The sequence below is a fragment of the Neolewinella agarilytica genome (assembly GCF_900110645.1).
Classification (GTDB): domain Bacteria; phylum Bacteroidota; class Bacteroidia; order Chitinophagales; family Saprospiraceae; genus Neolewinella; species Neolewinella agarilytica.
In genome coordinates this window covers 229,398-252,692 of sequence record NZ_FOFB01000001.1, presented here as the reverse complement: position 1 = coordinate 252,692, position 23,295 = coordinate 229,398, and the positions used below count along the sequence as shown (strand labels likewise).

Below are 23,295 nucleotides of genomic sequence, written 5' to 3'. Positions count from 1 at the left end.
CCATTTGGGTGAGCGGCAGCACAGTGGCCCCACGTACTTTTATTCAAAACTCGAAACAGTAGTTATCCCTGATTCAATAGGTGTTTCTACCTACTGTTCTCCATGTTTTATGGAATTTACGTAGGGAAACTCGTCCTTACCCCCGGGAAAGTACTTGTTGCGCCTCATAAACTTTAAGCGTAACTTGAAGACCTAAGAACACAACACTACCTGGAAAATACCTGCTCATAATGAAAAAGAAAAACAAAGGACCTGTATCCGATGCCAGGATGGCAGAATACGCTGAAAACTGGCAACGCTGCCGCACAGAAGACATTCCCGGTCTCTTTCAGGGCTACGATACGGAGCAGGAACAATGCGAACGCCTGGTGACCTTCAAGATGAATAAGGATGCGCTGAAGGCCTTTCAATCTACCATCAAGGCGGGCTCGGATGAGCTTCGTTTCATCGTTCATCTGGGCCTGCTGCATAATGATTTTCCCGCTAAGGTGCCTAAAAAACCAGCCTTTCAGCTATTCATCCAGGCCCTCTACGGTAAAAAGGACTGGCACAAAAACTGCTTCCCATTAGAGTGGGATTCCAATGGTAAGTTTAGTCAGGGGAGAGATGAATCGACCAACAATGGTGCGGAGGCTATTTCGGCTGCTTCGGCCTACCTTTTCGTCCACAGTTGGATGGAAACCTTCACGGAAGACCTTGCTCTTCCCTTTGAATCTGTTAGCCATGATCTCGACCGACGGGTAAAGGCCTACCAGTTTTCCAACGCTGAAAGTAAGGCCATAGCTGCTGATCTGGGTACACCGGATGCCTCTGCGAAGGGCCTGTATATTCACCTGGGCAGAGGACTGGCCGTTGCCAGGCATCCTTTCAGCTTCCGTCCGGTAATTGATGTGGCCGGCCCGCAACGAGCCAATAGTGCACCGGAAGTATTCGCCAACGCAACCGGGCTGTTAGATGGCGATGGGGACAGTTTTTATGATTTTGGCGCACCAATCCCACCAGGATCTCCCGATGATTGATTTTCTGGACTCTAAATTTTGGGGATTTCGGTTTGAAGCACTTTACGAGTGGACAATGATTCTGCCCGTAGTGGCGGGGCTGTTTGCTTTTTCCCGGCATACCTCCATTCAAAGGAAGCTGTTTTTCTATTGTGTCGCCGCAATAATTTTCGAGTATTTCTCTCAAATGAGATGGGCAATCGATCAATTTGAACCTCGTTCAAACGCCCCGTATTATCATTTTTTTACCCCGGCACTTTTTATCCTTTTCGTTTTTATTTACCAGAAATTCCTGCGGGATACTTTCAGCAGAAGAGTAGACATATGGCTTATTGCATTGTTTGTGCTTTTTTCAATCTGGAACGCCAGCTTTGGAGACGGCCTGTTTCACTTTCCCGGCTTAAGTCTTGGTTTGTATGCTTTTTTAATGATGTCTTTAGCTATTGGCTATTTTTTACGACTAATGACGACGTTGGAACTGGAGCGCCTGGAAAAAGAGCCTGTTTTCTGGATAAACTCGGGGGTTTTGATCTATTTCTCCGGTAACTTTTTGCTTTGGCTCACCATGAATTATCTGTTGAAGGATTATAGCCTGTCTTTTTCAATTTACAAGATTAGTGTAATTCTTGGTTTTTGTCTGAATATATTTTTCACCATTGCATTTGTGTGCCACCCTAAAGTGGTTCTGCCTATACCTGTATCTAAAAAAACACCTCATGGAAACGAATGAAATCAGCGCTGAAAGCGTAAATATATTGTTGGCCGGCATTGTTGGTATGCTGCTGCTAAGCGTTGCGCTGGTGGTCTTTTTTATCGTGTACCAACGGAGAATTTTTGAGCAACAACGAATCAGGCTCGCAGAGGAACAAGCGCACCAAAAGCAACTATTAACCGCAGCAGTGGAGGTGCAGGAGACGGAACGCCGGCGCATTGCCCGGGACCTGCACGATGATATTGGAAGTTTGCTCTCCGCTACCCGCTTATATCTGCGACAACTGAAACCGGACAGCAGCCCGGAGAAAAGTGCCAGTATCCGAGCGGAATCTCTGAGCATTCTGGACGAAATAATTCAAAATACCCGAAGGATTACCCATGATTTATTGCCCCCCGTACTGGAGAAGTTCGGTTACCAGGCTGCCGCCGAGGACCTTTGCGAAAGGGTAGGGAAGAGTGGAGGAATGAAAATGATATACAGCGGAGGGAGCAATCAGCGCCGCTTAGAAGATAAACAGGAAATTGCGCTTTACCGGGTGTTGCAGGAGTTGGTAAATAATACTCTGAAGCATGCCAAAGCCAGTGAGATTGAAGTAGTGAATTCCTGGCAGGGAGACCTGTTTAAATTCCGCTATCGGGATGATGGGAAAGGTTTTGACCCCCTGACCGTAAAGAGTGGTGGGCTTGGGCTGAAAAATATTGAAAGCCGTATCACCCTGGTGGGCGGTAGTTTAGATTGGAAGTCGGCTCCGGGCGATGGACTTGAAGTGAATATTTCTTTGAATAACGCTAATTAAAAATGGAGAATTTATGGAAAATGTACCCGTACGTATTGCCTTAGTTGATGATCAAAAACTTTTTCGTGGAGGCATGAAAATGATTCTTGCGGACCGGTCTGATTTTGAGGTGGTCTTTGAAGCCAAAAACGGAAAGCAGTTTTTTGAAAGACTGGCTTTTGAGCCGGTAGACGTCGTTATTCTGGACGTTGAAATGCCGGAAATGGATGGTATTGAAACACTTGAAAGACTTCGATCGACCCACGATAATATCCGGGTGATAATGCTCACAATGCACGACAGTGACCGGTTAATCAGTCATTTAATGGAGCTTGGCGCCAATGGGTTCTTGCTCAAAGATGAGGACCCTGATGTTGTTTGTGAAGCCGTAGAAAGAGTTGCCGCAGAGGGGATCTTTTTCCGGGACTATGTTTCTAAAGCTTTGTTGAAAAAAAGCCGTAATAAAATGAATTCCGATAACCTCATCAAACCCAGGATTAGTGACCGCGAAATGGAAGTTTTGCAACTGATATGCAAGGAGTTTACCAGCAAGGAGATTGCCGAAAAGCTTTTTATCAGTTACCGGACTGTAGAAGGTCACCGCCGCAGTCTTCAGGAAAAAACCGGCTCACGAAATATCGTTGGCCTGGTAATGTATGCCGTTCAAAATGGATTGGTCTGATTAGATAGCCTTATAATGAAGTTCGGGCCACCAGGCTCCTGCCCAGGGTAACCTCATCGGCATACTCGAGTTCTCCGCCAAAAGAAACACCACGGGCAATTTTGCTTACCGTTACATCGAGCTCATCGAGCATTTTGCTGATGTAAAAGATGGTGGTCTCTCCTTCAATGGTAGGGCTGATGGCCATAATGATCTCCTGAACGTCGGGGTGCTTGGCCCGACCTACCAGCGTGTCGATGTTCAGGTCCGTAGGGCCCACGCCTTCCATCGGGGCAATGATGCCCCCCAGCACGTGATACAGCCCACGGTATTGCTGGGTGTCTTCGATGGCCATCACGTCCCGGATGGATTCAACAACACAGATCAGTGACTGATCCCGGCGTTCATCCCGGCAGATGCTACAGACATGTTGATCACTAAGATTACCACAAGTAATGCAGTGCTGGATGCCTTCCCGCATATCGGCGATGGCCCGGGCAAAATAGATGCTGTCTTCCTTGGGCTGCTGCACCAGGTGGAGTACCAGCCGAAGGGCGGTCTTTTTACCAATGCCGGGCAGACCAGCAAAAGCATTTACGGCTTCTTCGATGAGCTTGGAGGAGAATTGCATGCAGTAAAAATATTCAGTTAGTAGCCAGGTGAAGGTAGGGCGTCTCTTAGAAAAGTAAACGTTTGGTGGCGTTGAAAGATCATTTGTCGCTAACCGCAGGTGCAATGGGAGGTGGGAAGAGCAAGGGGAATCAGTTTTTGATTACGGTAATACACCGGTTGTAACAGGGCAAACGCATCAAATCTAAAACTGTAATTCAATAGTTGATTTTTGTTGTGATCGAACGTAGTGAGCTGTCACTTGCGGTAGCAAATCAAGAATCAAATATCGAGAATCGCCAATCGCCAATCAAAAACGTAGCAAACGAAGTTTGATGCGTTTGCCCTGCCGGTTGTAATGGCACCTTAGCCTCCCAATTTAAAAATGCCTACCTTTGCACCCTCAAACAGGGCATCACCCGGTTTACATGGTCAGGTACCTTATGCTTTGGTACCGTTTGTAGTAAACCATCTTGCCCGATAATACCCCTCAGGTAAGATGGAAACCTTTCAGGACAGCGCATTGCGCGATGATGTCAAACGTGCCGTAGCCGAGCTTGGCTTCACCAAGCCCACACCCGTACAGGCACAAGCTATTCCCCTCATTTTGGACTCCGACCGCGACCTCGTCGCACTGGCTCGTACCGGAACCGGAAAGACGGCTGGTTTTGGCCTGCCCGTAGTGGATGGAATTGACGAAGAAGACAAATCAGTACAGGCCCTTATTCTTTGCCCCACACGCGAGCTTTGCCTGCAGATTGCCAAGGACCTCGGCACCTTCAGCCGTTTCCGCAAAGGAGTAAAGGTGGTGGCAGTATACGGCGGCTCGCCGATTACTCACCAAATCAAAGACATCCGGGCCGGCGCTCAGATCGTGGTGGGTACGCCAGGGCGTACACTCGACCTCATTAACCGTAAGAAGCTCAAGATGGAGAACCTCAAGCGGGTTGTCCTTGACGAAGCGGACGAAATGCTCAACATGGGCTTTCAGGAGGAACTTAATGCTATTCTGGCGGCAACACCGGACGAAAAGCAAACCCTGCTTTTCAGTGCTACCATGCCAAAGGAGGCAAAGCGGATCTCTCAGACCTACATGACGGACCCCGCCGAAATCAGCGTCGGGCATTCTGATGCGGGTAACTCCAACATCGAGCATCAATACTTTAAAGTCCGGGGCTCAGATCGCTTTGCGCTACTGCGCCTGCTGATCGAGCTTGACCCGGACCTCTACGCCGTAGTTTTCTGTCGTACCCGCCGCGAGGTAAACGGTGTCAGCGAAGATCTACGCTTTGCCGGCCACGCCGCCGATGCCCTGCACGGCGATATGAGCCAGGCTCAGCGTGATGACGTAATGAATCGTTTCCGCCGCCGCCGGATCAACATCCTCGTGGCTACTGATGTGGCCGCCCGTGGCCTTGACGTTCAGGACCTGACGCACGTCATCAACTACAACCTGCCGGATGCACCCGAGGTCTACGTTCACCGCAGCGGCCGTACCGGCCGCGCCGGCAAAGCCGGTAGTGCCATGAGCATCGTTACCGGCCGCGAAGTACGTCATATTCGGGCCATCGAGAAGTACTCGAAGATTGAATTCAAGCTGCAGGACGTCCCGAGTCAGGACGAAGTCTACCGCCTCCGGGCCCTCCGCTTCGCCAACAAGGTAAAGGAAGCTAAACTGGACGATAAGGTTGCCGCTTTCCTCCCTGAGGTAATCGAGACCTTCGAAGGAATGGAACGCGAAGAACTGATCCAGAAAATTCTGGGCTATGGTCTTGGTGCGCTTAGTAGTCAGCTCAGTGGCCAGAAGCAGGTACAGAATGACAACTCCAAGGATCGGAGAGACAGTCGCCCAGACAAAGGCGGAAAAGAATACACAACTCTTGCCATGGCCGTTGGCCGTAAGCACGGGTACACCGTTCCCCAGATCATCGGCATGATGAATCGTCGCCTGCCAGGTAAGAAGATTGCCTTCGGTAAGATCGATATTCAGAATAACATGACCTACGTGGGCGTAGATGCCCGGGAAGCCAAAAAAGTAGTCGCTGCTTTCGAAGGTGCTGAAGATAAAGGCGTTGACCTTAATGTGCGTTTCTTTGAGGGCGGCACTAAAGTCTCTGCCCCCTGGAAAGGTGGCAGCGGCAAAAAGAAGAAGCACTTCAAGGCGGGTAACTTCAAGCCACGGGCAAAAAAGAAGCACCGTGGACAAGGGTAGGGGAATTAATTCCTCATGCTCAGTAATTAGTGTTGGCAGCAAGTTCCCGGGAAGGTGAACAGCTTAAATTAGTCGCTGCCCAGACGCTCCATGACCGTTTAACGGCCATGGAGCGTTCTTGTATTTAATACTGAATACTTTGGTGGTACTACACTAGCTTAGCCCCCTCCAATTATTACAAATGAAATATACACTTCTCGGCATAACGCTTTTGTTGTTGACGACCTGCGAAGCCCCCAATGTCACTGGCGGCGATTCTGATGCACTTTCCGTATTAGAAGAAACCCGCAGCAAGATGCTGACCACTCCCACCCACCAATACCGCTTTAGGTCTTTCTGGGACAATCGCTTTGCTTCCTCCACTTACGAAGAATCCATGGAGGTTACCTACTCCTGGTTGCCGGAGAGTCAGCAGGGCTTTGGTTACCATGTGACAGGAGGGAATACGGACCTACTCTATGATGGGCAGGATGAGTTGAAAATTGATCACGTCAAACGAAAGGTCGTCCGGGTATCCGCCACTGAAATAGCCACCAGAACTGACTACTTTACGAGCAAACTGTGTTTTCGTGCGGATCCTAAAGCCTTACCTGAAGTGGCAGCAATAGATCGCTCGGTGGACACCATCATCGGGGGTAAAAACCAGTATGCTTACTTCGTTTCAACTGAAGCACCGGCGAAAAGTCAGGTGTCTTCCTGGGTGTATTATCTGGACCCGAAGCAGAAGGTGGTAGACCGTATCCAGATTGTTTCCCATGTCGGGCGGGACACAAGTCAACTGATCGATTATTTTTTTAGCGATTATGTCTTCTCAGATGATCAACATGCCTTTGGGGCTTCTGACCGACCGGGATCACTGGCCTACCGGGAAGTTAACCGGGCTGAGGACAAGAAAGAGCGGAATTCCGGCCTCATCCGCCCGGGAGCTCAACTTTACCGGGCAGATTACACCAGCATCGAGGGCGAAGAGAAATTGATTTACGGAGAGTCGGCACAAAAGACAGTCGTAATGTTTGGTTTCATCGGCTGCAGTGGTTGTGCATTGGCGATGCGCGAGATGAAGAAAAAGTCATTTGCGGTTAAAAAGGGGATTAACCTCTTTTATAGTAGTCCGGTGGACAATGCTACCAAATTGCGGACTTACCTGAAGCAAAAGGAATTTCCGTTTACCAGTTTCGGTAAGGAAAGCCTGATGAACGATAACTTTAGAGTAGCGGGCTTTCCAACCTTTGTATTGATCGACGGGGTAGGGCGTGTGGAACGGGTTATTGGTGGGTATGATACAGAGGTGGAAACAATGCTTTTCGAATAGCTTCTCTGTCAGAATGCTACCGGTTTTGTTAAGTTTAGAGTTGGAAGGGCGATTACGGCCGCGGCACCTTCAGCAGGTCATATTTGCTGGTGAGGTATGGGCATTGGGTAATTAAAGAAGGGCAAGGCTATCACTTGTCTCGCAATCGGAAATGGAGGAGCCAATTTGTTTTTTGAGGAAATGGCGACCGCTTGTTTCTAATGATAGGAGCGAACATTGTGGACAATGGACCTGCTATACAATTATGGAAGTTAGTTAGACTGAGATAAATGAGCCGAAGTTAAAGTGATTGAATCTTTACCTGAAGCAAAGTGGGATATGGCTTTATCGCTGGCTATTGTGGCAACGGTATTACTGTAAATGCTATCCAATTGTCCACATACGCTGGCGGAACGCTAACGGTCACGCTCCGGAGAAGGAGTAAGTTGTCTCATTTCAGACAAAGTTAGAAATCTATAAAAAAGTCATAATGAATAACGTAAAATCAAAAGTATTAGTAGCCGGTGCAAACGGCACCACCGGTCGAATTATTATCGATGTGCTTAAACAGTCCGGTACTTACGAGCCGGTGGCCATGATTCGGAAAGAAGAACAAAAAGAGCGGTTCGAGAATGAGAATATCGAAACGGTCCTGGCAGACCTGACGGGCAACCTGAGTCAGGCAGTAACAGGCGTCAAAAAGGTTATTTTTGCGGCCGGTTCCGGAGGGAAAAAGGTCGTAGAAGTTGATCAGGAAGGAGCTAAGCACCTGACTGATGCAGCAAAGGAGGCCGGAGTTGAAAAGTTTATTATGCTGAGCTCAATGGGCGCTGACAACCCCGCCCAGGGAGGAGAACTGGAAGACTACTTAGAGGCAAAGCATAAGGCCGATGAATACCTCCGGGCAAGTAATCTAAACTACGTCATCGTCCGACCTGGATCGCTGACCAATGAAGATGGTACCGGAAAAATTAAATTAGGTGAGAAGCTTGATGGAGACGGGAACATTTCAAGAACTGACGTGGCCAAAACCTTAGTTGCTGCACTGGATGAGGGAGTAAGGACAAACCAGACTTTTGAAATCCTGAAAGGTGATGTTCCCATAAGAGAAGTTGTTTAATCTTCCTGATGCCGGTCAGCCATTCTCCGAAAAGCCAGGGTAACACGTCATCCCGCCATCAACAAAGATTGTAGTTCCGGTGATGTAGTCAGATTCATCAGAGGCTAACCAGGCAGCAACGGATCCGATATCCGATGGAACACCGATGCGTTTATAGGGAATGACCTCCATCAGTTTTGCTCTTTTCTCCGGGCTATCCCGGGCAGAAAGGTTTATCGGTGTTTTGATAGCACCCGGGCCAATGCTGTTGACCCTGACTTTCTGGGGGCCATATTCTTGTGCGAGTGATTGCATCAGCATGTTTATGCCACCCTTTGATGCTGCGTAGTTTACGTGTCCTCCCCACGGAATAATCTCGTGGACACTGCTCATATGAATAATCTTTCCAAGAGCACAAGAGACCTCAGGGCGCGGTCCGCGCCGGAGAAACTCCCGAATGGCGGAGCGTGCGCAGAGAAACTGCCCCGTGAGGTTAATGTCGATCACCTTCTGCCATTGGTCCAGGGTCATCTCGTGAGTAGCTGCATCTTGTTGCAGACCAGCGTTAGCTACCAGGATATCTACCGTCCCAAAAGTTTTGATGGTAGCCTCAAACATAGCTTCTACATCCGATTCCTTACTTACATCGGCCTTAAAGATCATTGCCTTAGCGTCAGGGTGGAAGGAACGGATCTTTTCTGCCACTTCATTAGCCGTGTCTTCGTGGGTATGGTAGTTTATCACTACGTTGGCTCCTTCCTGTCCGATTGCCTGGGCTACGGCTGCGCCGATTCCGGAGCTGGCACCGGTAACTATACAGGTTTGGCCCAGCAGCCGCTTATTTGGTTTTTGATACATAATAATCAGGAATAGAAGATGATTGAATTAATGGTTTGTATGGGGTAGTGCGTGGGGACATCCGGTGATGCCAATGCCCCAAAACATGAATTAGACAAAGTACGGGTTTCACAACTACCAGGTTCTCGTTCCCCGGAACCACTTCCCCTCCTTCAGAATGCGGTGGCTATACTTTGACTGCTTGACTCTCTGACTACTTGACTTCCTTCAACGCATAAATCCCGAAACTCCCCAACCAGTGCCCGCCTTCATAGTCGTCTCCGACGAGGTTAGGCAGGGAATAATTCACGTGCAGATTAGCGAGGTTTTTCAGATGGCCGTATTGGTCAGGATATTGGCTGGCAAGACCGTAGAGCACCCAGCCACGGCTAAAGTTAAGCCCGTCGAGGTGGACCAGTTTGCCGTCCGTCCGGTCAGAGACCTCCCCGACGGCGAGGGTGTAAGATGCCTGGTCCAGACCCGGCAGAAAGCCGGCCAGCCAGGGATGGAATTCTTCGGCGGGCAATACCCGGCGCATGATGTTGACTTCTTCCAGGCAGGGGCTCAGGAAATCAAACCCACCGGGCTCCCAGCTGATGGGGCAATTCTGATCCTTCAGGTAAAAGCGGCGGGCGGTTTCATCGATGAGTGCCAATAACTCCTGCTGGTTAGCGGCGACGGCATAGTCCCGCGCGAAGGTGAGCCCAAAAGCCGTATTGGGATGTTCTCCGGTTCGGATCGCATAATTCAGTTTTGGCAGGAAAGCCAGATAACGGTCCACAATCAGTTGGGTAAGTGGTTGCAGATTAGCGTGTAGCTCACGCGCCAGAGGATCGTCCCAGGCAGCGAGTTCTTCGTCCAGCTTCAGCAGCCAGGCCCAGCCGTAGGTGCGTTCGTAGCTCTTGTTTTGGGGGCCGTTGAAATAGGCTACTTCTGCGGCAATGTTGGCGGCGCTGAGGTTTTCGGTGAGCATGCGGCGGGCGTCAGCGGCGCGGGCCAGGTCAGGGAAATCGCGCAGCAGGGCCACCAAAGACCAATGGCCGTGAACCGCACTGTGCCAGTCAAAGCAGCCGTAAAAGGCGGGGTGGAGTGCGGAGGGCTCTCTCAGATCATTGGGACCGCCAATGGTTTGCCCAAGCTTATTGGGATATTCGTGTTGAATACAGGCCAGGGGCAATTCCGCCAGCTTATTAGCATCAGCCAGGGTTAAGGTCGGGGCAGGAGAGCTCATGGGCGTGGGGCTGTCTTCCTCAGGCGCGGCCGCAGGTGCGGAGCAAGCGTAAAGGAGCAATGAAAGGACGAGAAGTAATAGTGGGCGCATGGCTCTAAGGTAATGATGTCTCCCGAATCACTGTTCGTGCAAAACGACGTTCTGAATTGTACGTTTGCTTTCAGCTAAGCCCAGGGCCTCTTTTTGCCGTCCGATAACCTCCCTTGCACCTGCGTCTGCGCCCACACAAAGCAGGCCGGATGGCCAGAATGTGTTTTACGAACTTACGGACTACTTATCAGGTTATACTGTGACATTAACCATCAATTGACTTGAAGCGTACACTCTACCCATCCCGATTATTGTTTTTATCGGCTTTGCTTCTTCTACTTACACACTGTGCAGACTATAAACTACACGAAGCTGAATTAGAAGGTTTCACTGCCGAAACACCTCCTTCCGGAGCCTTAGAGTATTCGACCTTTATGGTTGGTGATCTTGGCCATAATTATGCTCGCGGGCTTACTACTCTTGATGCCATAGTGCGGGCTATGCCTCCGGGTAAAAAGAATAGCTCTTTGCTGTTGCTTGGTGACATTACCGGCCCTGATGGTCTGCGTAAAAACGGAGAAGCCGAGAAAGCGCACCTGGACGCTATCGGCAAAATGTTGGGGCAGGTACCCGGTAAAGTATTTTTTACCCCCGGCGAAAACGAATTAGGCAAAGCCTCCAAATTCAGTCGGTTAAACCGACTGGAAGACTACTTCGAAGACCACATTGATAAGAAGGTTAAGTTCATGCCCAACAATGCTTGTTCCGGACCTGATGACACCGAAATTTTCGACAAAGTGGGCCTCATCGGCATCAATACTGCCTGGTATATGGCCGACTGGAGCCGCGATGAAGAGGTCAGTGAAGGTTGTGATTACCGCAACCGTGACGCCATGCTATTCGCCCTGGCGGATGAGATCAAAGGCTACCGCGATCAGGTCAAAATCGTAATGATGCACCACCCGCTGCAGAGTAACGGTAACCGGGGTGGTAAATACAGTGCCAGCCAGCATTTATTTCCCCTGGCGGACGTGATTCCCGGTGCCTATATTCCATTACCCATTATCGGTTCAATCATCCGCGGTGTTCAAAGTGTAGGCGGTGGACCGGACGATGTCCACAACCTCCAGTATCAGCAGTTTATTAATAAAGTGAAAGCAGGTATTGATGATGAGATAAACGTCATTTTTGTCGGTGCTCATGAACACAATATGATGCTTGCCCATGAGGGAGAGTACATAAAAATTACGGCTGGAACGGGTAGTGTCAGAGGGCCTGCAAGGCCGGGAAACGATGCCAACTTTATCTACGGAGAAGTTGGCTACAGTCGCCTTGATTTCTATGACAGCGGTGAGGTTTATAATGGTTTTTATACGGTCAATGAAGAGGGTGAAGAAGAAAGAGTTTTCTATCGGCGGATCATTGAGGACCGTCACGTAAGCCAGGACGAGGGTATTGAAGAAGCCCCAACCGAAATGGTGAATGAACGGATTGTGAAGTCTGCCATCTATGGAACAGAAGCAGTGGATAAAAGCGGATTTTACACCAAGACTTTCGGTAAGCATTACCGCCCGCTGTACTTTACGCAGGTAGAGGTACCCGTGCTGAAGATAGACACCATCTTTGGCGGCCTTAAGCCTTATCGTCGGGGCGGTGGCCAAACCACCATGAGTTTGCATACTCAGGGAGGAGACGGACATCTGTACCAGGTAAGATCCGTCCGTAAGAACCCGGCACAATTGCTACCCAGTCTGCTGGAGAAGTCCTTTGCTGCAGACCTGACGAAGGATCAGTTTACGGCCATTCACCCCTTTGCGCCACTTACGCTGCCTCCCATGCAGCAAAAGCTTGGCCTGTTGGGGGCTGACCCTTACTTATACTACATCCCGAAGCAACCAGCCTTAGGACAGTTCAACACCAACTTCGGTGGTGAGATGTATTGGCTGGAGCAACGGCCGGATGAAGACTGGAGTGGTACTCGTTTTTTCGGAGGGAGTAAAAACATCATCGGTAACTCTTCTACTCGCGAGGAAATTACCAGTAGCTGGAAGTCTTATGCTGACCAGCCTAATTACGCCCGGGCCCGACTGTTTGATCTTTGGATCGGGGACTGGGATCGCCACCGTGATCAGTGGCGCTGGGCCGCCTTCGAGGAGGAGGATGGCCGGACGCGCTACGTAGCCGTGGGGCGTGACCGGGATCAGGTGTATGCCAACTTCGATGGCGCACTCATTGGTGCGGCGCGCATTTTCGTGCCCGAAGCACGTAAGTTGCGGCCCTTCACCGGTAAACTCAATAAGGCCCGCTGGCGGGCCCTGAACGGTAAATGGAATGACCGGGTCTTCCTCAATCAGCTTACCCGCGAGCAGATGCTGGCGGAGGCCCGCACTATTCAGTCGACCATCACGGACGACTTGATCGATGAGGCGATGCAACGCTTCCCTAAAGAGGTCCGCCCTTACAGCCTCGAGCAGGAAAAGATTGGAGAAAAGCTGAAAGAAAGACTTACTCAGCTGGAGGATTTTGCGGGAGACTACTACGAGGTGCTGGCCGAAAAAGTAAATGTATTGGCTACCGAAAAAGACGACGTGGTCAAGGCAACGGGCCTGGCCAACGGCGATCTCCACGTTAAGGTATTTGATGCCTCAAAAAAAGGTAAGGCCGACGAAAAGTATTACGACCGGGTGTTCCATAAAGGCGAAACCAGAGAAGTGGTTATTTATGGCCTCGACGGGGATGACCGCTTTGTGCTTGACGGAGAAAGAAGTCCCATAAAGCTCCGGCTCATTGGCGGTACGGACGGGGATGAAGTTGAAGCCAACGGCAACCTTCAGGCCAGAGCATATGACGAAAAAACCGGAATGGATTTCAAGGGCAACGAAGGAAAAATTAAGGACCGTCGTAGTAATAAACATCCGGAACTGAATCAATACGACTTTGAGGAGTATTATCCGGATCACACGGTGCCAATTCCTGCTCTGGGCTTTAACGTTGATGATGGCTTCTTCCTTGGGGCTGGATTTACAAAGACCATTCAGGGCTTTAAGCCTGACCCTTACGCTGCCCGCCACTCCCTGCTGGGGAGCTACAGTACGAACGAATTTTATCAGTTCAGGTACACCGGAGAGTTAAACCACCTCCTGGGCCGCAGGATCGATCTGGTAACGGAAGCACATTATTTCAGCCCGGGCTACGTAGCTAACTTCTTTGGCCTAGGTAACGACGCTCCCGGTCAGCCAGAAGAAGATGAAATACCCGGAGTGGGAGAAGACGAAGAACTGGAGTACAACCGGGCCCGTCGGCAGGAGGTAGCCATTTATCCGCTGATCCGTTTCCGGGGTAAGCGGGACCGGACCTCGTTTTCCATCGGTCCGTTCTACCATTCTTACGAACTGGATGAGGATACACCCGATTTCGCCCTGATTCGTGATGCAGACCAGAACATCCCCGCCCGGGTATTTGATAAACAGCCCTTTGGTGGTCTGCTGGCACATTTATCTTTCAACAACCTGGCGATCCCGCTGATGGCGGATAATGGTCTCAAATACGACTTGTACGCACAGCAAAGCTGGAACCTGAAGTCAGAAGACCTTTCCACTTTTCGTGTTGGTGGACAAATAAGCGTTTACCGTATGATCACGAAAGCCATCAACCTGGCCACCCGGGTTGGTTTTGAACATAACGAGGGGACACCGGAGTATTATCAGCTAGCCGCCATGGGCGGCCGGACGAACTACCGCGCCGCCCGTGCAGATCGATACCGTGGAAATACTATGTTCTACCATAACATTGACCTGCGCTTTATGGGCTTCAGTTTTGGCAAGGGAGAAGCGCCTACACTTGGCGGTTTCATCCTCGGTATGGATTATGGCCGGGTATGGCTGGAAGGAGAGGACAGCGACACCTGGCATGTCGGTTATGGCGGTGGTGTGTGGATAGCTCCGCTGGGCGCTACTATCCTTAGTCTGACTTACTTTACGGATAGCGACGATGCCCGCATTGCTTTCGCTGCCGGATTCCCGTTCTAAACAAAGGCTACGTATGTCATTGCTAAATAAACCCAATTTACTCTCTGGTATTATTCTCGGAGTGGTAGTTCTTGTTGCCGGAGGCTATGGCCTGGTGACCTATACACAAGCACCAGAGCTTGAACACTATCAGGTAGATAAAGAGTATAGCTTCCCGTTCAACTTTGACCGACCTTTAGTTACGAAACTGCCGGAAGATCTGGTGGAAATCAGTGGGCTTACCCCCTGGATGAAGGAAGGAGAGTTGCTCAGTGTTCAGGATGAAGATGGAAAGCTGTTCGTCGTCAATAGCAGAACCGGGGAGATCACAGATGAGTTCAAGTTTGGTAAAGACCGGGACTATGAAGGTGTTGCCAGAAACGGTAACAATATCTACGTGCTGGAACGGGATGGAGATATCCATGAATTGAAATACGAAAAGGGAGTAAAGGAATACGAAGCCAAAAAACTCGAGACTGCCTTTAGTTACCGAAACGACACAGAGGGTATTTGCTATGATACTGAAACGGGAGACTTGCTCATCGTCCCCAAGGAACAAGAGCTTAATCCGGCAGAGGCGGAGCCTTACCGGCATGGCATCTACAGCTACGACCTGAAGAAAGAAGAATTGTTGCCTCAACCCAGCTATTACATTGATGAATATGCCGTAGGTGAAATCGTTTACGGCAAACAAAAGCCTTTTCATCTGAAGCCCAGTGGGGTTGCCGTTGATCCACTGACAAAAAACGTATACGTCATTGCGTCGGTTGGCAATATCATGGTGGTCATTAACCGGGAAAGTGAGATCAAGCAAATAGAATTACTGAAAGAAAAGACCTTCAAACAACCAGAGGGCATTTGCTTTGATAAGCAGGGAAATCTCTACATTAGTAGCGAAGGTCGGGGAGGTAAGGCAGTAATTGCTAGCTTTACCCGAAAGGACGGGGGACCAACAAAAAACCGGACGGATGAGTAAGGACAAGGATCAGGCAAAAAATAGTGAGGTTATTTCATCTGCTGCGGCTTACGTAAAGCAGCGCTTTAATGAAGGCCTGGCGCCTAAATTCCTCTTTCATAATTTTGCCTACGCCGAAGAAGTAGCTGACAAAGCCCAAAGTCTGGCTAAGGCTTCCGGCTTGAGTGAGGATGAAACAGACTTGCTTACCATCGCAGGCTATTTCTACCCCCTTGGTTATGTTGGTGGCCCTAAGAACGTTGCTGATCGCTCCGCAAAAGAGTTGGAAAAATGGGCAAAGGAGCAAGATGTTGCCCTGGTGAACGACCATCAGGAAGTTTTAAGCTGGATCCCTGCAGCCTATAATGCCCGGGAAAAAGACTCCCTTCCCGTCCGCTTGCTCCACGATGCTGCCTGGAGCTGGTTAGGCCGTAAACGCTATGACCGCCGCTCCGATCTGCTTCAACTGGAAAGGGATGCCGTAAAGGGAAAAGAAGGTGACCCGATGAAATTTGGTGAGGAAATGCAGCAGTTCCTGCTGAATTTCAACTATCTCTCCACCGCAGGAAAAGAAGAATTTGATGATCGCCGCCGGGAAAACGTTAGTAACCAGCAGCAATCAAACTATAAAATCGGGGAGAAAGAGGTAAAACTAAAAACAGGTAAAAACTTCGGTCGTGGCATTGACACCATGTATCGGACCGCCTTTAGAAATCACATCAATCTTAGCCGGATCGCTGATGGTAAAGCGAACATGATGATCTCGATTAACACCATCATTCTGTCTATCGTTATTACGGTGTCAGGTGCGAGTCTTAGCTTTTTTGAAGAAACCTTTTACGAAAATCCCGAGTTCCTGATCCCGATCATCAGTTTGCTGCTCAGTTCTCTGACTGCGGTCGTTTTCGCGGTGTTCTCGGCCAGGCCCAGTGTGACGGAGTATCGGATCAAAAAGGACAAACTGATCCGAAGCAAAGAGGCAAGTCTCTTGTATTTCGGTAACTTCCTTAAACTGGAAAAGGAAGAATTTATCGACTACATGGCCACCATGAAAATGGACCAGGACGCTCTGTATGATGATCTCGCCAGAGATCTTTATGATCTCGGAGCGGTAATGCACAAAAAGTACTTGTTGCTGACGATAAGCTACAATGTATTCGTAGGCGGGCTGGCACTGGCGGTGCTAAGCTTCCTGCTGGTTTATTTGCTGAATGTGCTGTAGGTTTTATGCAAATAGTCAAACAGTCAGAGAGTCAAAATAGTAGCTGCCGCGATTGGGATGCTTGCTTCGCTCATTCAGTTGACTCAGATAGCCTGCCTTCTTTTACACGGTAGCTCTTCCGGTCTCTACTGCCAAACAATCATATGGAACACACTTGGGCGCTTCCGCAGGTGCAATGGGGAGCTATTATGAGAGCAGTTTATCTACTTCTCAAAGCGCTAAGCTTTTGCAATTGAAAATAAGTAAACAAGGAGCAGAAGTGACTATTTGACTGCTTGACTGAAACATTCTTTGGCTAAAACTACTTCGCCATCTGCTGCACAATCATCTCGCTCAGGTCATAAACCATCACGCTGTCCTGTTTTTCTTTGCCGGTTACGCCATCGGTCATCATGGTCAGGCAGAAGGGGCAGTTTACGGCAATCACCTCGGCACCGGTGGCCAGGGCTTCGTCGGTTCTTTCCACGTTGATGCGCTTATCACCATTCTCATCTTCTTTCCACATCTGCGCGCCTCCGGCGCCACAACAAAGACCGTTGGTCTTGCTGCGCTTCATCTCTACGAGCTGACCATCTAAAGACTGCAGTACTTCCCGTGGAGCTTCGTAGACGCCATTAGCACGCCCGAGGTAACAGCTATCGTGGTAGGTAATACGCTTACCTTTAAATTCGCCACCACCGGTCATCTTGATCCGGCCGTCGTCGATGAGCTGCTGCAAGAGCTGGGTGTGATGTACGATCTCATAGTGTCCGCCGAGGGCAGGGTATTCGTTCTTGATCGTATTAAAACAATGCGGACAGGCCGTCACCATTTTCTTGACGCCGTACATATTGAGTACCTCGATATTCTGCAGGGCCGTCATCTGATAAAGGAACTCGTTACCGGCCCGCCGGGCCGGATCTCCGGTGCAGGCTTCTTCGTCGCCTAAAACGGCAAACTCAATACCCGCTGCGGTAAGAATCTCGGCAAAAGCCCGGGTTACCTTTTGGGCGCGGTCATCGAAACTGCCCGCACAGCCTACCCAGAAGAGGATCTCGGGCTGTTTTTCTTCGGCAGCGAATTGGGCCATGGTTTTGACGGTCATAGTGAATGGGGGAATGTGTGAATGAGTGAATGAGGGGACGAGTGAATGAGGGGATGGGGGAATGAGTGAATCAATCTTAGCTTACTATCTCTTGGTTGCGGGATAAGCGTTGTGCTTTGCTTTAGCCATTATTTTTAGAATTTCAGTCCATTCCTTTTGGAGTTTACTAATGGTGGATTTGTCAACTTTAATTTTTGAGTCATTTAGAATTTCCAGCCAGAACACTGTTTCATCAGTTTCTTCGACTACGATGCACATTTTTGCGTAGAACTCTTTTACGGATCTGGCACGACAAGCGGCTCGGTAATTAGCGGCAGATGAAGTTGAAGATTTGATCAGCTGGTATCTTACAACATTTAGTCCCGGAGAATTTCCAGTATTTTCCATCAGATTTATAATTTCTATGGCCGCTTTTTTAGTTCGTGCCTTTAACCAGGTAACAAATTCTTCCTTAGACTTCTTTGTAGATTTTCCATATTCAGATTGAGGGTCTGCCAATAGTTGAGTGTCATTTTTATCTACAGGAAGCTCTTCGAAAACGAAATTCTCAATACTGAAATCAGGGTCTGGTGCTTCATCAGCGGATAAGTATAGCAAGTCTAATATCATTGCTTTAAATTTTCCCATTTTCAGACGGCTAGTTTTAGTAATTATCGAATTTCTAGTTTTTTATGCATTCCCTCATTCTCCCATTCCCTCATTCATTCATCCACTCCGTCCGGCTGGTGCTCACACTCCAGGCCCGCTGCTGGTTCTCGATGGAGTTAAAGAGGGGCAGCCAGTCTTGCGGTCCGGCAGCTTCAGTGAGGATTTCGTGACGGCGAAGCTTCAGGATCATCTCCAGCGGGTTGATCAATACCGGACAGGCTTCCACGCAAGCGTTACAGGTAGTACAGGCGTGAACCTCTTCCCGGCTGATGAAATCCCAGAGGTTACGGCCATCATCGAAGTTGTCAGCGGATAAAGGCTGTGACTCATCTTTGCAGAACTCGGTGTTGCCAGAGCGAATTTTTTCGCCTACCTCCTCCGAGCGATCCCGGAGGTTCATGACAATCTTACGTGGGCTAAGCTTTTTACCGGTGATGTTGGCCGGGCACACGGAGGTACAACGGCCGCACTCCGTGCAGCTGTAAGCACCCAACAGATCGATGCGGCTCATCTCGAAAACATCGTTAGCGCCAAATTCAGGTAGCTCGGCGTTCATGTCCGGCTCCGGAGCATTGGGGTCGCCCAGGCCCATCATGGATTTTACCTCATTCATGATCTCGGGCATGTTTTCCATCTGGCCCTTTTGCCCCAGGCGGGCAAAATAGGTATTCGGGAAAGCGAGAAGAATGTGGAGGTGCTTCGACTTGGGCAAGTAATTCAGGAAAACGAAGACCATGGCGATGTGTCCCCACCAACCTACGCGCTCCAGTACTTTAAGGGTGCCTTCGCTCAGACCGCCAAAGAGAGCGGGGCCGAGCCAGCTGGTAACCGCCAGGTTGGTATCCGGGTAGTGCGCCGGGTCAATGCCCTGCAGTACTTCATCGGTGCCGTTCATCGTGAAGATGCACACGAGCAGGATGAGTTCGAAGATCAGGATGAGGTTTGCGTCAAGCTTTGGCCAGCCGGTCATCTCCGGCTTGTTGAAACGTGGAATGAAGAGCACGTTGCGGCGAACGAGGAAGATTACCGTAGCGATAAATGCCAGCACGGACAGTACCTCGATGGTGCTGATGATGAAGTTGTAAAATGTTCCTAGCCCATCAGCAAAAAAGCGGTGAACGCCGAAGATGCCGTCAATGAAGATCTCAATCAGTTCAATCTGCGTAAAGACGAAAGCCACGTACAGCATGAAGTGCAGTACGGCGGGAATCATGCGCTTGAACATTTTCTTCTGGCCGAAGGCGACCAGGATCATGTTTTTCCAGCGTTCGCCCGTCGGGCCCTCAACGGCCTCGGCTTTGGCCATCATTATATTAGCGTATACCTTTCGGAACTGGTAAAAGGAGTAACCTAAAGCTGCCGCGGCTACCAGGCAGAAGATGATCGATTGTAGCATACGACCAAAGGTAAATCATGCGGGTGGGGTGGGCAAATGGATTTAGCGAAAATTCGCTGGAAGATTGGTTTTCTTGCCGGTGCAGTAAACCAGTGAGCCGCGAGAATAGCCGATAATCTGTCTTGCGCTCTAACTGGAAAGCCAGGCATTCATTTTAATCTTTTCGTAACGAAAGCAAGCGACTGTCCACCTTACCTTGTGTTTTGCAGACCCGCCTTACCCCAACATCTGAAACCTTGTCCTATTCGAAGATCCTCCTCTTCCTTTGCTCCATTACCCTGTTTGGCTGTGTGGGCGTTCCCAGGCTGCTGGAAAAAGGAAAGTACGACCGCGCCTATGCCGTCGCCTTAAAACATTGCACCCGCGTCAGCGCCCAACGTCCTTACAGTAAGGCCCGACAAAAGGCACTCCTGCAATTCGAGGACGCTTACGCCGCTGTACAATCCCGCGACTACGCCAGCGCTCTGGAACTCAGAAAAACGACCGATGAGCGGCGTTGGATACATTTGTACACCCTCTATCAAAATCTGTATTCCAGAAGCCTCGATTTGGTGGAATACCTGCCGGATACAAAAGAGCTCGAACGCCACCCCGGCCTGCGCCCTGCCGTGCTGGAAGCACAACGGGAAGAAGCCCGCCGAAAGGCTGGTGCTTACTTCCTTGCGCAAGCCCGACCAAGTCTGCCCGCTGCATTTGCGGGAGAAAAACCCGCTGCCCGGGCCGCCTTCGAACACTACAATAATGCCCTGAAATACCTTCCTGAAAGGACATCAACTTTAGCAGACACGCTCAGCCAGCTACGAGAATTAGGTACTCTCCGCATTCTGCTGGCTCCCCACCCGGACTCTGATTATTATAGCATCCTGGCGGAAAGTACCCAAAGCCTGAACGAAACAAACAGGGGCTGGACCCAGATTGTGATGACCGATAATGGCCGCCGGGTGGACCTGTTTGCAGAAGTTAGTTACCTAAGCCGGGGAATAGATGGCCCGTACTCCAGTAGTAGTTGTGATGTCTATGAAAAGGAGGTGCTGGATTACGTCGAAAAGATCAAAAAGAAGGTAAAGGTGAACGATAGCACCTATGTAACTAAGATTACAGAAATCAAGCATTTTAAAACCATCACGGCGACGGTAACTACCCACGAACAATCTTTAGGCGTTACGGCTACGGCCCTGTTATCGGTTTATCTTCCCAACGGGGAGCGGGCAGAATGGCAGCAGGAGTTATATGCAGAAGAATCCTGGAGCAATGAGTATTCCGTTTGTTCTGGTGATCGTCGGGCACTGCACGCATTTGCCTGTTCAGGGACATACCAATTTCCACCCTCTACAAGAAGTTTGCTCAATCAAGCTCTTTCGGCCCTTCCCTGGCGGGCCCGGTCTGCACTCATCAGGCGTTATTTCCCCCAAAGGCCTAAACGGACAAAAGCCCGGGACAAGGCCTGGGGCTGACGCCATTGTTGAATTACCTAGCTAAACTCCACCTTAAACACATGCGCCGGCCATTGCCCGGGGTCAAGGTCCACGTAGTTAGAATGGCCGTTCCACCAGTATTGGTTGCCGGTTAACAGATCCGTTACCCGGAAGCCGTCATGCCCCAGCAGGTCCTGGGGCACGTGTACGTGACCGCCCTGGCGATTGTGCTGGTCGAAGTTGACGATCGTCCAGATGAAGTTGGTCCGTTCTTCGTCCCACTTCACAAAGCTGAGCAGGTTGCCGTTTTCTGAGCCGGTGAAGCGGATGTTGTTCGTCTGTTGCAGCGCGGGGTTATTATTCCGGGCGTGGTTGATCAATGTGTAGGCATCCGTAATCCGGTTGCGGTAACTCCAGTCGTAATGGCGGGCCATGTACTTCTCCGAGTCGTAGTATTCTTCCTTACCGTTGGTGTTGCCCCGGTTTTCCATCAGCTCGTAGCTCGGGCCGTAAAGGCCGTAGGAGCTGGAGAGGGTAGCGGCCAGTAACAGCCGCTTGACGAACTGGTTGCTGTTGGCACCCATCATCTCGAAGGCAAGGATATCGGGCGTATTGGGCCAGAAGTTCGGCTGCATGATGTCCGCCAGGTCGGTTGTCGTCAGCTCGGTCAGGTATTCCTTCATTTCCTGCGGAGTCGTCCGCCATGTGAAGTAGGTGTAGCTTTGCTGGAAGCCCCGCTTGGCCAGTTCCGTCATTACGGCGGGCCGGCTAAAGGCCTCGGCCAGGAAAATGGTGTCGGGGAATTTTTTGTTGGTTTCCCCGATAACGTACTCCCAAAAGCGGTAAGGCTTCGTGTGGGGGTTGTCTACGCGGAAGATGGTCACTCCAGCTTCACACCAGTAGAGAACAACACTGAGCAGTTCTTCCCAAAGCGCTTTCCAGTCTTCGGTTTCGAAGTTGATGGGGACAATATCCTGATATTTCTTCGGCGGATTCTCGGCGTACATGATGGTGCCGTCCGGCCGCCAGATGAACCAGTCGGGGTGGTCCTCGATGTAGGGGTGGTCCGGCGCACACTGGAAAGCCAGGTCGAGGGCTACGTCGATGTCGTACTCTGTTTTGGCTTTGTGGATCAGGGCTTTGTAGTCCTTGATGTCTCCCAGTTCGGGGAGGATAGCTTTGTGGCCGCCTTCGGCGGCGCCGATGGCCCAGGGGCTGCCCGGCTCGCCTTCCATCGCCGTGGTGGCGTTGTTGCGGCCTTTACGGTTCTTGCGGCCGATGGGGTGGACGGGCGGCATGTACAACACATTAAAGCCCAGTTCATCAATGCGGGGCAGTAAGAGCTCTACGTCCTTGAAGGTGCCCGTGCGGTTGACGTCCTGACTGGCAGAACGGGGGAAAAGCTCATACCAGCTGCTGAAACGCTCGCGCAGACGACCGACCTTTACCCGCATATTGTGGTCGTAAGTGGTTTCGAACTTACGCAGTGGATAGTCCTGAACAATTTTTCCGAAAACAGGTCCGAGAACATAATCGGTAGCGCTGCCTTCGTCCTTTTGGCCCAGTTCTTTGATGGCCGCCCGAACCGGTGCCTGTTTGCTTTTGGCTAGTGACTTGGCGACCTCCGTGAGCAGGTTGCCTCCAATGGCCAGTTCAACGCCCATCGGCTGCCCGTCCGCCTGTTTTTTCTTGAAGCCCCGGTACCAGGTGAGCAGGTGATCCACCCAGGAAACGATCCGGTACTGATAAATAGCCTGTTCGGTAACGGTGAAGGAAGCACTCCAGGCGTCGTTACCGAGGTCCGCCATTTCAACGGTGGTCCACTTTTTGGTACCCTCTTTTTTATACTCTACTACGGCGCGCAGGTAATCGTGTCCGTCCCCAAAGATGCTGGCGCTAACGTTGACCTTTTCCCCTACGACCCGCTGGATCATAAATCGGCCGTTGTTGATCTGCGGCTTGACGTTGTCGATAACGGAACGATTCTGCATAGTGTGGTCGTGGATTTGAGAAGTGCGAAATTAAGTAAAAAGATGTAAGGAGATGGGGCAAACGCAGCAAACTTCGTTTACTGCGTTTTTGAATAGCGATTGGCGATTCTTGATTCTTG

Annotated in this window: 18 protein-coding genes; 11 read left to right on the top strand and 7 right to left on the bottom strand. The window is 50.3% G+C overall.

Translation table 11 applies throughout. The features are described 5' to 3' along the window. The first annotated feature begins 230 nt into the window (after positions 1-230). From BM123_RS00915 to BM123_RS00900, 4 genes are read left to right on the top strand one after another with little or no spacing between them, the layout of a single operon-like run. Positions 231-1,019, top strand: a complete 789-nt coding sequence (locus BM123_RS00915) for a hypothetical protein (protein ID WP_090164921.1) — start codon at positions 231-233, stop codon at positions 1,017-1,019. Next, the gene (locus BM123_RS00910; protein WP_090164920.1) at positions 1,012-1,728 is read left to right on the top strand and encodes a hypothetical protein; all 717 of its coding nucleotides are present in this window, start codon (positions 1,012-1,014) and stop codon (positions 1,726-1,728) included. The genes BM123_RS00915 and BM123_RS00910 overlap by 8 nt, the downstream gene beginning before the upstream one ends. Then, positions 1,715-2,509, top strand: coding sequence for a sensor histidine kinase (locus BM123_RS00905; RefSeq protein ID WP_090164919.1), 795 nt, complete (start codon positions 1,715-1,717; stop codon positions 2,507-2,509). Before BM123_RS00910 ends, BM123_RS00905 begins: the two co-directional genes overlap by 14 nt. A 13-nt stretch (positions 2,510-2,522) precedes the next feature. Then, the gene (locus BM123_RS00900; RefSeq protein WP_090164918.1) at positions 2,523-3,170 is read left to right on the top strand and encodes a response regulator transcription factor; all 648 of its coding nucleotides are present in this window, start codon (positions 2,523-2,525) and stop codon (positions 3,168-3,170) included. A 10-nt stretch (positions 3,171-3,180) separates the two neighbouring features. On the opposite strand, the gene recR is transcribed toward BM123_RS00900, so the two are convergent. Then, positions 3,181-3,780, bottom strand: coding sequence for a recombination mediator RecR (recR, locus tag BM123_RS00895; RefSeq protein WP_090164917.1), 600 nt, complete (start codon positions 3,778-3,780; stop codon positions 3,181-3,183). Positions 3,781-4,257: 477 nt separating this feature from the next. Here recR and BM123_RS00890 point away from each other — a divergent pair, with 477 nt between their 5' ends. The 3 genes from BM123_RS00890 to BM123_RS00880 all read left to right on the top strand — a co-directional run bounded on the left by BM123_RS00890 (position 4,258) and on the right by BM123_RS00880 (position 8,381). Further along, positions 4,258-5,970, top strand: coding sequence for a DEAD/DEAH box helicase (locus BM123_RS00890; protein ID WP_090164916.1), 1,713 nt, complete (start codon positions 4,258-4,260; stop codon positions 5,968-5,970). A gap of 181 nt (positions 5,971-6,151) precedes the next feature. Then, positions 6,152-7,282 (top strand): thioredoxin fold domain-containing protein, encoded by a 1,131-nt coding sequence (locus tag BM123_RS00885; RefSeq protein WP_139211710.1) that lies wholly within the window; start codon positions 6,152-6,154, stop codon positions 7,280-7,282. 469 nt (positions 7,283-7,751) lie between these two features. Then, positions 7,752-8,381 carry an SDR family oxidoreductase gene (locus BM123_RS00880; RefSeq protein WP_090164914.1) on the top strand — a complete coding sequence of 210 codons (630 nt, stop codon included), beginning with the start codon at positions 7,752-7,754 and terminating at the stop codon, positions 8,379-8,381. Between the two features lie 15 nt (positions 8,382-8,396). Here the strand turns inward: BM123_RS00880 and BM123_RS00875 are convergent, their stop codons facing one another. Together BM123_RS00875 and BM123_RS00870 are read right to left on the bottom strand one after the other, a co-directional pair. Further along, a complete protein-coding gene (locus BM123_RS00875; RefSeq protein ID WP_090164913.1) occupies positions 8,397-9,218 on the bottom strand; it encodes an SDR family oxidoreductase in 822 nt (273 codons plus the stop codon). Between the two features lie 193 nt (positions 9,219-9,411). Next, positions 9,412-10,518 (bottom strand): DUF2891 domain-containing protein, encoded by a 1,107-nt coding sequence (locus BM123_RS00870; RefSeq protein ID WP_090164912.1) that lies wholly within the window; start codon positions 10,516-10,518, stop codon positions 9,412-9,414. A 266-nt stretch (positions 10,519-10,784) separates the two neighbouring features. Between BM123_RS00870 and BM123_RS00865 the strand changes: the two genes are divergently transcribed. Genes BM123_RS00865 through BM123_RS00855 form a run of 3 tightly spaced genes read left to right on the top strand, consistent with a single transcriptional unit; the run spans position 10,785 to position 16,642 of the window. Continuing rightward, positions 10,785-14,486 (top strand): BamA/TamA family outer membrane protein, encoded by a 3,702-nt coding sequence (locus BM123_RS00865; protein ID WP_139211709.1) that lies wholly within the window; start codon positions 10,785-10,787, stop codon positions 14,484-14,486. A gap of 13 nt (positions 14,487-14,499) precedes the next feature. Further along, positions 14,500-15,441: an SdiA-regulated domain-containing protein gene (locus BM123_RS00860; RefSeq protein ID WP_175489209.1), complete on the top strand. Its 942-nt coding sequence runs from the start codon at positions 14,500-14,502 to the stop codon at positions 15,439-15,441. After that, a complete protein-coding gene (locus BM123_RS00855; RefSeq protein ID WP_090164909.1) occupies positions 15,434-16,642 on the top strand; it encodes a Pycsar system effector family protein in 1,209 nt (402 codons plus the stop codon). The genes BM123_RS00860 and BM123_RS00855 overlap by 8 nt, the downstream gene beginning before the upstream one ends. A gap of 301 nt (positions 16,643-16,943) precedes the next feature. On the opposite strand, the gene BM123_RS00850 is transcribed toward BM123_RS00855, so the two are convergent. From BM123_RS00850 to BM123_RS00840, 3 genes are all read right to left on the bottom strand, one after another. After that, the gene (locus BM123_RS00850) at positions 16,944-17,726 is read right to left on the bottom strand and encodes a (Fe-S)-binding protein (RefSeq protein WP_175489208.1); all 783 of its coding nucleotides are present in this window, start codon (positions 17,724-17,726) and stop codon (positions 16,944-16,946) included. 84 nt (positions 17,727-17,810) lie between these two features. Next, complete coding sequence (locus tag BM123_RS00845) at positions 17,811-18,353, bottom strand: four helix bundle protein (RefSeq protein ID WP_217642075.1); 543 nt, start codon at positions 18,351-18,353, stop codon at positions 17,811-17,813. A gap of 70 nt (positions 18,354-18,423) precedes the next feature. Further along, a complete protein-coding gene (locus BM123_RS00840; protein WP_090164908.1) occupies positions 18,424-19,770 on the bottom strand; it encodes a (Fe-S)-binding protein in 1,347 nt (448 codons plus the stop codon). A gap of 236 nt (positions 19,771-20,006) precedes the next feature. Between BM123_RS00840 and BM123_RS00835 the strand changes: the two genes are divergently transcribed. Continuing rightward, entirely contained in the window at positions 20,007-21,224 is a 1,218-nt protein-coding gene (locus BM123_RS00835; RefSeq protein WP_090164907.1) for a hypothetical protein, read from the top strand. A gap of 17 nt (positions 21,225-21,241) precedes the next feature. On the opposite strand, the gene BM123_RS00830 is transcribed toward BM123_RS00835, so the two are convergent. Continuing rightward, positions 21,242-23,176 (bottom strand): alpha-1,4-glucan--maltose-1-phosphate maltosyltransferase, encoded by a 1,935-nt coding sequence (locus BM123_RS00830; RefSeq protein WP_090164906.1) that lies wholly within the window; start codon positions 23,174-23,176, stop codon positions 21,242-21,244. Between the last annotated feature and the right edge of the window lie 119 nt (positions 23,177-23,295).

Bases quoted from the DNA above. Each gene is read 5' to 3' on its own strand.
- BM123_RS00900 (WP_090164918.1), top strand. From the start codon at position 2,523: ATGGAAAATGTACCCGTACGTATTGCCTTAGTTGATGATCAAAAACTT.
- BM123_RS00905 (WP_090164919.1), top strand. From the start codon at position 1,715: ATGGAAACGAATGAAATCAGCGCTGAAAGCGTAAATATATTGTTGGCC.
- BM123_RS00890 (WP_090164916.1), top strand. From the start codon at position 4,258: ATGGAAACCTTTCAGGACAGCGCATTGCGCGATGATGTCAAACGTGCC.
- recR (WP_090164917.1), bottom strand. From the start codon at position 3,780: ATGCAATTCTCCTCCAAGCTCATCGAAGAAGCCGTAAATGCTTTTGCT.
- BM123_RS00870 (WP_090164912.1), bottom strand. From the start codon at position 10,518: ATGCGCCCACTATTACTTCTCGTCCTTTCATTGCTCCTTTACGCTTGC.
- BM123_RS00910 (WP_090164920.1), top strand. From the start codon at position 1,012: ATGATTGATTTTCTGGACTCTAAATTTTGGGGATTTCGGTTTGAAGCA.
- BM123_RS00885 (WP_139211710.1), top strand. From the start codon at position 6,152: ATGAAATATACACTTCTCGGCATAACGCTTTTGTTGTTGACGACCTGC.
- BM123_RS00830 (WP_090164906.1), bottom strand. From the start codon at position 23,176: ATGCAGAATCGTTCCGTTATCGACAACGTCAAGCCGCAGATCAACAAC.
- BM123_RS00860 (WP_175489209.1), top strand. From the start codon at position 14,500: ATGTCATTGCTAAATAAACCCAATTTACTCTCTGGTATTATTCTCGGA.
- BM123_RS00845 (WP_217642075.1), bottom strand. From the start codon at position 18,353: ATGGGAAAATTTAAAGCAATGATATTAGACTTGCTATACTTATCCGCT.
- BM123_RS00875 (WP_090164913.1), bottom strand. From the start codon at position 9,218: ATGTATCAAAAACCAAATAAGCGGCTGCTGGGCCAAACCTGTATAGTT.
- BM123_RS00880 (WP_090164914.1), top strand. From the start codon at position 7,752: ATGAATAACGTAAAATCAAAAGTATTAGTAGCCGGTGCAAACGGCACC.
- BM123_RS00840 (WP_090164908.1), bottom strand. From the start codon at position 19,770: ATGCTACAATCGATCATCTTCTGCCTGGTAGCCGCGGCAGCTTTAGGT.
- BM123_RS00915 (WP_090164921.1), top strand. From the start codon at position 231: ATGAAAAAGAAAAACAAAGGACCTGTATCCGATGCCAGGATGGCAGAA.
- BM123_RS00850 (WP_175489208.1), bottom strand. From the start codon at position 17,726: ATGACCGTCAAAACCATGGCCCAATTCGCTGCCGAAGAAAAACAGCCC.
- BM123_RS00855 (WP_090164909.1), top strand. From the start codon at position 15,434: ATGAGTAAGGACAAGGATCAGGCAAAAAATAGTGAGGTTATTTCATCT.